We start from the raw sequence: 6,801 nt of genomic DNA, 5'->3' as shown, positions 1-6,801 counted from the left end.
AAAATCATGGGGTAACTGCCTCCATTTGCACCCGGAATCCACCAAATACAGCACAGCGTTTGTCAATTCCCGCTTGCGCCATCTGCAATTTCGCATTTCCGTGTAGAGCGGCGCGATCTCCGCCCGCTGTTCATCCGTCAAGTCGCTCGGGTACGCCTTGCGTTTCTTTTCTTTTTTCATATCCGCATTCTACTACTTTTTCCCCATTTGTGAATACGGTTTCTTATTTGCGCTTCGTTTTGCTCATCGCTGCTATAACATCTTGACACCGTCCAGACCAGGCGGCGGGACTTGCATCCGAAAGAGATTTCCGTTACAATAATCCATACCAAACAAAGCCGTGAGTCTGGAAAGCCAAGGCGTTCCAGGCCCATCGGGTTTGTACAGGCGCAAGGTGTTTGGAACCTTCTGTCCAAAACCATTGTACCTCCTGCGGCAAGGTCGATTGCCGTCAGGCGTCTACCCACAAAAGCGTGCCGCCCTTTGGAAGGGCGGCGAAAATTGACAAGTGAGGTGCTCTATGAACCAAAAAGAACTCGGCGAGCTGCGCCGGCGCTTCCGCCCGGAGCGGAGCGCCGTCAGCCGCGTTTACGGCTGTTACGTCAACAGCGCTAGGGAGATCATCTCCGATCTGGACGAATCCCTGGGAACCATGCCCCAGGAGGAGGCTGAGAAATATCTGGGCCTTTTGAAGAAGGCCCTGTCCGGCACGCTGGGCCGGAATTTGATCGACATCGTCTTCACCACCCAGCAGGTGATGGACAGCCCGGAGCACCAGATCCTCACCGGCCTCCGGGACAGCGCCCTGAAGGACGGCGCCCTCCGCCGGACCTTCTACCAGAAAGTCATCGACGCCCTGGACATGGGGGATCGCAACTACCTGATCCTCCTGGCCTATGACGCCTATGACGTGCCCTACCGCTCCCGGGACGGCGGGGACCAGGCCGACGCCTCCGACCAGGTGTTTTCTTATGTGGTCTGCTGCGTCTGCCCGGTGAAGGAGGGCAAGCCGGAGCTGGGCTACTTCCCCGGCGAAAACGAGTTCCATAGCTGTTCCGCCGGACAGGTGGTCTCCCCGCCGGAGCTGGGCTTCCTCTTTCCCGCCTTCGACGACCGGGCCGCCAACCTCTATAACGCCCTCTTCTATGCCCGGAAGCCGGAGGAGCTCCACCAGGAGTTCATCGACGCCGTCTTCCATACCGAGCCCCCCATGTCCGCCGCCGAGCAGAAGGAGGCCTTCCAGACTGCCCTCACGGAGGCATTGGGAGACGCCTGCGGCATGGAGGTGGTTCAGGGCCTCCACGAACAGCTCCGGGACCGGATGGAGCGGCACAAGGAGAGCAAAGACCCGGAGCCCCTGGCCATCACCGCGAAGGAGATCGGCGGCATCCTCCTGGACTGCGGTGTGGAGGAGGACAAGGTGGCTGCCTTCCAGGAGAAATGCGGCCGGGAGTTTGGCGCCGCCGCCCTGAATCCGGCCAACCTCATCGACAGCAAGCGCTTCCAGGTTAAGACGGCGGAGGCCGATGTCCAGGTGGACCCGGAGCACAGCTACCTGGTGGAGATGCGGGTTATCGACGGCCGGAAGTACCTTCTGATTCCCGCCGACGGCGGGGTGGAGATCAACGGACTCCCCCTGGGCGGAGCGGCGGCTCCCGTCCGAGAGCCCTGATCTGCCGCCGGGCGGCGCGGGGGTCTGTGGCCGCTGCGCCGCCGCTGGAGACCTTTGGGAGCCTCTCCCAGCCAGTAAGGGCGCTCTGTTCCCCGGCAGGGGACAGGGCGCCCTTGTATTCGGCGGGTTCCGAGTCCGAACACTGTATTTTATCATTATGTAAACTAATTTGCGCGGTCAGCGGCGTACAGAGCCCCGTTTACAGGGCTGTGGAAAATCGGTGGAAACGTTGACACTTTTATGCAGCACAAGGGATAGAGCCTTGTGGAAAACCCTGTGGAAAATGTGTATAACTTTTTGTAAATCAACCTCCGGGAAGAGATTATGTCTACCTTCTTGCTTTCAGAAACCTGAAAAAAATATTTGATTTCCGAGTCAATATCCCTCCTGCCCGAACTTTTTTGGAAAGGGAATGATATCCAAAAGAATTTTTCTCCGCAGGCGGAGGCCGGACTGGTTTTGATATACAAAACGTAATACATCCCGCCACCCTTGGAAGCAGGGAAGGGGAGGGGGGACGCAGGGCTGCCCATGTGGTTCTTCTATAAAGCGGCTCTCGTTTGACCGCCTGCTTCTGCGCGGCGTGTCAAGGAACCGGACGCGCCCCAAAAAAGAATGCCGCCAGCGCGGACAACGTTGGTTTTTCTGCTTGTCATTGGGGTGGAAATCAGCTATACTGGAAGAGAACTGAGGCTGCGGCGGCAAATCAGAAATGAAGATTGGAGATGACGGCATGGAACTGAAAAATTTTGACGCCATTCTGGAACGCGTCCCCAAGATGTCCCGGCCCATGCGGGTGATCCTGGCCGGCTCCGACAACGAGAACATGCTCCAGGGCCTGTTCACCGCCCAGGAGAAGGGGCTGGCCCAGCCTGTGCTGGTGGGCGACCGGGCCCGGACCGTCACGGTGCTGGAGAAGCTGGGCCTGGAGAAGGAGCCCTACACCATGGTAGACACCCCGCCGGGGCACAACATCACCCAGGCCGCCATTGACATCATCAACTCCGGCGACGGCGACGTGCTCATGCGGGGCAACCTCCCCACCCGGGACTTCCTGATGCCGGTGCTGGACGGCAAAAACGGCCTGCGGACCGACCGGCTCATGAGCCATGTGTCCCTGTGCTCCCTGCCGGAGTACCCCAAGCTCCTGGCCCTGAGCGACATGACGGTCATCATCAAGCCCAACATGACCCAGAAGAAGGCCATCATCCGCAACACCGCCGACGCCCTGAAGGCCTTCGGCTACGAGGACCCCAAGCTGGCCCTGCTGGCCCTGGTGGAGCATGTGACCTTTCACATGCCCGACACCGTGGAGGCCCAGCGTCTGGTGGCTGAGCAGAAATCCCGGCCCTTCGCCGGCTGCGAGCTGTGGGGCCCCATCGCCTACGACCTCATCCTCAGCAAGGAGGCCGCCCGGCTGAAAAACTACGACTGCCCCTGGAGCGGCGGGGGATTTGACGGCATTATCGCCCCGGACCTCTCCACCGCCAACACCCTGGTAAAAAGCTGGCTTATCCACGCCCACGCCGTAACCTGCGGCGCGGTGGTGGGGGCCAAGGTGCCCATCGCCCTCACCAGCCGCAGCGCCGCCGCCCAGGAGACCTATCTCTCCCTGGTCTTCTGCGCCGTGCTGGACCACTGGCGGAAGCAGAACGGGGACTGAGGCGGTTAGGGCTTGTTTGAAAATTGTCAACATGCCCAACCGGCGGGTCTTTTGTCCCCTGGACGGCGCAATTTTTCCTTGAAATCCGCCAGGATTCCTGCGAAAAAATTGCTTGTCAGCGGCCCAAAATCCCTCGCTGCTGGACACATCGCCATTTTTCAAACAAGCCCTAGGGCTTGTTTAAACCTCGTCCATATGCCCAATCGTCGGGCCTTTTGCCCCTTGGACGGCGCGACGCGCCCTGGAAATCCGGCAGGATTCCTGCGGCCCCCATTGTGGGGGTTCAAACAAACCCAAAGCGGTGTCCCCGGCGCATGGGGCACTGGCGTCTGGCCGGCTTCGAGGAACCGACGCCGGCAAATCCTCAGACAGAGAATGGAGGAAATACATTGATTGATCAAAAAAAGGTTCTGAGCAGCTGCTCGCTCATCGTCACTGTCGCCATGGTGCTGTACGCGGTGATCTACGCCCTGTCCGGGAGCTGGATGCTGGTTTTCATGCTGCTGGCCATGGGGGCGGTGCTGCTGATCCCCTGCCGCTTCCTGGCCCGGCCGGAAACCATGAAGGCCCTGTGCACCTTTCTGGTGGTCTGGGTTGACTTCATCATCTTTATGACACAGATCTTCTCCCAGGAGCTGGCGCCGGGCGCGGCGCTGTACGTCTGCTCCATTGCCCTCTCGGCCCTCTTTATGTCGCGTCCACTGGTGCGGCTGTGCTGTGCCAGCAGTGCGGTGCTGTTTGTGGCCGAGTGCGTCATCCTCAGCATCCAGAACAACCAGATGGTGGACTCTCCCATGGTCCTGGGAGAGTGCCTGCTGGCCATTTTTGTGGCATATGTGCTGCTGGACCAGGCAGTTAAAAACAGCATCTATTACCTGTCCGAGGCCCACAAAGAGAAGGACGCCTCCGGCCATCTGCTGGCAGAGCTGGATGAGAAGCAGAAGCAAAATGAGCAGGTCCTCCATCGCCAGCATCAGCTGCTGACCCAGATTGCTCAGGTGTCGGAGCAGGTCTCCAACGAGGCCAACAGCCTGGCCGACCAGTCCGACAGCCTGGCCACGGGCTCCACCAGTCAGGCCGCTTCCATCTCCAGTGTATCGACAGCTGTGGAGAATATCTTTCAGCAGATTTCCGACACCGCCAGCCAGGCCTCCGAGGTCCGAAGCGCTTCAGAGACCATGCTCCGCAACGCCGGCGACGGCGACACCCAGATGCAGGTTCTGCTTTCCTCCATCAGCGACATCGAGTCCAGCGTTCAGTCCATCGAGGCCACCATCAACGCCATCCAATCTCTGGCATTCCAGACCAACATCCTCGCCCTGAACGCCGCCGTGGAGGCGGCCCGCGCCGGGACTGCCGGCAAGGGCTTCGCAGTGGTGGCCGATGAGGTCCGCTCCCTGGCCAGCCGCAGCGGCGAGGCTGCACAGCAGATCATCCAGGTCCTGGCCCGCTGCCGCGAGGCTGTCAACCGGGGCAGCAGTGTAGCCGCCGAGACATCCACCGCCATGGAGCGCATCAAAGAGAGCGTGGAGGATGTGGCCGCCCGGGCCGTCCACATCTCCGACCAGACTGACTCACAGCTGCGCGCGGTCAACGGAATCAAGGATGACCTGGAGCAGGTTTCCGGGATTGTGCAGTCCAACGCTGCGGCTTCGCAGGAGTGCTCGGCCATGGTCCGGGAGCTCTCGGCGCAGGCGCAGCGGCTGGACCTGCTGAGTAAAACCTGAAATCTTTCGCCGGCGCTGTCCGCAATTTTCCGGGCGGCAGGATAAGGGGCATTCTCTCTACATAATGATAATGTGCAGGAAAAAGCCAGTGGGCCTAAGTATACAAGGCCCATTGGCTTTGTTCGTGTGCAGGGGGAAGCCCGCCAACCCCCTGTACGTTCTGTGGGGCATGACAGATGACACAACTGGGCCGGACCGCTGCCGCCCGCAGATGGAATCGCCGGCCTGTTTTTGGAGCAAAAAGGGGAGGACGGGAATCCTCCCGCCCTCCCTGTGGAGCAGCACTGTCTTGTTCCGGCCGATTCAGCAGCAGCAGTTGTTGTTATTGCAGCCGCAGTTGTTGTCGTTGCAGCAGCAGTTGTTGTTGCAGCCGCCGAAGCTCCCGCCTCCGCAGCAGCAGCAGAGGATGATGATGATCAGCAGAATCCAAAGGCATCCGCCGCCGCCAAAGCCGCCGAAGCCACAGCTGTTATTGCACCCCATCATGAAGTACCTCCTGATTGAAAATGGTGGCAGGCTGATTGCCGGCCCCATTTCATCCTATGCGGAGGGGGCGAAGGGGTTCCAGCTGCTTTTCAGGGGAGGCGGGACACCGTCACGGTGGAGCGCACCACCCTGGCCACCGCCCCATCCAGGAGCCCGGCGGCGGTCAGACGGTCCAGAAGGCTCCCGCTGCCGTCCCGGCAGGGGGCGTCCAGGGCGAAGTAGGAGAGGTAGACCACCTGCGCCCTGAGGAAGGGCTCCCCGTTGAGCAGCGCCTCCTCGCCGGGGGTCAGGACCCCCAATTCCACCGCCCGGCTCAGGACGGTGTCCCAGGTAAAGTCCGGGTTTTCCCCGCTGTCCTGGTAGCCCAGGGCCCGGAGGAGGAAGGTCACATACTGCCTGGCGGTGAGGGTGTCATTGGTGCCAAAGATCTGGTTTTCCGCGTCCATCCCCCTGGTGTAGCCCTGCTGGTAGGCGTAGGCCGCATAGGACCGGCACCAGTCGGGCACATCGGTGAAGGGACATGCCGCTGTGGAGGCCAGAGCGGCTTCCTCCTCTCCAATGAGCCGGAGGAAGAGGATCAGGCCCTGGATGCGGGTGGGCGCCGCCTCCAGGTCAAAGCCGGAGCCGTATCCTGTGCCGCTGCCTTGGAAGAGCCCCATAGTCCGCAGCGCGGCAGCCAGGGTGTTGTAGTCGGTGCTGGCGCTTTCGGTGAGGGTGTGGTATCCCTCCAGGGAGAGGACCGCTGTGGGAGAGGTCACCGTCAGGGTGGCCACGGTGTCCTCAGCCACCAGGTAGCGCCGCCCTGCCTCCAGGGCCCCGGTCCCTTTCTCCCAGCCGCTGGTGAGGTCGATGGCCTTGTTTCCGGTGCAGGACAGGCCGGCCGTGCCCGCCAGCAGCAGAAAGCCGGACCCGGCACTCACCTGGATCTGGTCCCCCTCCTTTACCCGAAGGTCGGTGAAGGCGCTGTAGTAGGTCCCGGTCCCGGTCCCGGCGCCGCCCCCTGTCCCCACCCGGGAGGCCAGGGCGCCGTAGGCCGATTTCAGACCGGCGGCGGCCTCCTGGTAGAGGGCGTCGTGGCGCTGCTCGATTCGCTCTACGGCCTTGGTCAGGGTTTGGGTGGTATAGTCTCCGTCCACATAGGACTTGGAGATCAGGGGGTCCGCCGCGCCGCCCCCCGCCGCCAGGGCGGCGGAGCAGCACAGGAGGACCCCGGCGGCGCAGGCCGCCGCCGCGCGTTTGTACTTCATGACAGC

The 6,801-nt window shown here is 61.6% G+C and carries 6 protein-coding genes; 3 read left to right on the top strand and 3 right to left on the bottom strand.

All coding sequences use genetic code 11. From position 1 onward, the window contains the following. Positions 1–180: transposase (locus tag Q0K09_RS02700; protein ID WP_294472522.1), on the bottom strand; the 180-nt coding region annotated here is incomplete at its 3' end. Between the two features lie 340 nt (positions 181–520). Between Q0K09_RS02700 and Q0K09_RS02695 the strand changes: the two genes are divergently transcribed. The 3 genes from Q0K09_RS02695 (at position 521) to Q0K09_RS02685 (ending at position 5,062) form a co-directional block, all read left to right on the top strand. Further along, positions 521–1,672: a DUF4317 domain-containing protein gene (locus Q0K09_RS02695; RefSeq protein WP_294472520.1), complete on the top strand. Its 1,152-nt coding sequence runs from the start codon at positions 521–523 to the stop codon at positions 1,670–1,672. A 733-nt stretch (positions 1,673–2,405) separates the two neighbouring features. Beyond that, positions 2,406–3,335, top strand: a complete 930-nt coding sequence (locus Q0K09_RS02690) for a phosphate acyltransferase (RefSeq protein ID WP_294472515.1) — start codon at positions 2,406–2,408, stop codon at positions 3,333–3,335. 389 nt (positions 3,336–3,724) lie between these two features. Further along, entirely contained in the window at positions 3,725–5,062 is a 1,338-nt protein-coding gene (locus Q0K09_RS02685) for a methyl-accepting chemotaxis protein (RefSeq protein ID WP_294472513.1), read from the top strand. A 303-nt stretch (positions 5,063–5,365) separates the two neighbouring features. Here the strand turns inward: Q0K09_RS02685 and Q0K09_RS02680 are convergent, their stop codons facing one another. Then, positions 5,366–5,548, bottom strand: coding sequence for a hypothetical protein (locus Q0K09_RS02680; protein ID WP_294472508.1), 183 nt, complete (start codon positions 5,546–5,548; stop codon positions 5,366–5,368). An 89-nt stretch (positions 5,549–5,637) separates the two neighbouring features. Next, the gene (locus Q0K09_RS02675) at positions 5,638–6,795 is read right to left on the bottom strand and encodes a hypothetical protein (protein WP_294472505.1); all 1,158 of its coding nucleotides are present in this window, start codon (positions 6,793–6,795) and stop codon (positions 5,638–5,640) included. Positions 6,796–6,801: the final 6 nt, after the last annotated feature.

The organism is uncultured Intestinimonas sp. (assembly GCF_944387725.1).
Taxonomy (GTDB): domain Bacteria; phylum Bacillota; class Clostridia; order Oscillospirales; family Oscillospiraceae; genus Intestinimonas.
Note: the sequence above shows the minus strand (reverse complement) of the source record. Positions and strands in the feature narration are given on the sequence as shown.

Bases quoted from the DNA above. Each gene is read 5' to 3' on its own strand.
- Q0K09_RS02695 (WP_294472520.1), top strand. From the start codon at position 521: ATGAACCAAAAAGAACTCGGCGAGCTGCGCCGGCGCTTCCGCCCGGAG.
- Q0K09_RS02690 (WP_294472515.1), top strand. From the start codon at position 2,406: ATGGAACTGAAAAATTTTGACGCCATTCTGGAACGCGTCCCCAAGATG.
- Q0K09_RS02680 (WP_294472508.1), bottom strand. From the start codon at position 5,548: ATGATGGGGTGCAATAACAGCTGTGGCTTCGGCGGCTTTGGCGGCGGC.
- Q0K09_RS02675 (WP_294472505.1), bottom strand. From the start codon at position 6,795: ATGAAGTACAAACGCGCGGCGGCGGCCTGCGCCGCCGGGGTCCTCCTG.